The organism is Brucella anthropi (assembly GCF_046630315.1).
Lineage (GTDB): Bacteria > Pseudomonadota > Alphaproteobacteria > Rhizobiales > Rhizobiaceae > Brucella > Brucella anthropi_A.
In genome coordinates this window covers 1-661 of the sequence record NZ_LQBD01000034.1, presented here as the reverse complement: position 1 = coordinate 661, position 661 = coordinate 1, and the positions used below count along the sequence as shown (strand labels likewise).

Sequence of the window (661 nt, the reverse complement as noted above, 5' to 3'; positions counted from 1 at the left end):
CAAGCGGTCCCCATGCTTCCGGTTTGGATAATACCGTTTTGAGGGACGTATCCGACTGTACGGCCTTGCCAGTTGGAACCTGCGGCACCTGGGAAGGAACTGGAGCACTGTCACGAGAGAAAGCCAGAGCGCGAGAACGAACCCGCGAAACACGCGAGGTCCAGCCATTGCCGAATTTCTTGAAAGTGCTGAGCGTCTTCAGCCATGCAGCCCGATCATCGCACAGGGCATTGATGATCTTATCGGCAGCCATCTTCCGAACCGCCGCCAATGTCTTTGCGCCCATCACGCCGTCTTCTGCTGTCCCGACGATACGTTGCAGGAACTTCACAGCACGAGCCGGGCCGGAATTGATGGCGAAGTCCATCACGGCATAGTCAACGCCTGCGGGCAGATCGTCACCGAATATCTTGTTCCAATAGTTCTCGTGATAGATATCCGTCGCCTTGGCTTTGGTTAGCGCTTTCACCTCAGCTTTTGATACACGACGCCCTTCCCAGGCCGACAGTGTGGCAATGGTGATGCCTATATTCGTTGCGCCGCCCGGATCGTCAACATCATCCACATACCCGCCCTCTTCCGAGAAGACATGCGGCGTCGTTTTGGCAAAGGTTCCCTTGGCCATTGGTGATTTCCTTTCGGGCAAAGAAAAAGCCGCCTC

At 55.7% G+C, this 661-nt stretch carries 1 protein-coding gene; it reads right to left on the bottom strand.

The window, feature by feature from the left end:
- Positions 1–625 (bottom strand): glycoside hydrolase family 108 protein (locus AVM02_RS14815; protein WP_411507690.1); only part of this gene is annotated, 625 nt, incomplete at its 3' end.
- Between the last annotated feature and the right edge of the window lie 36 nt (positions 626–661).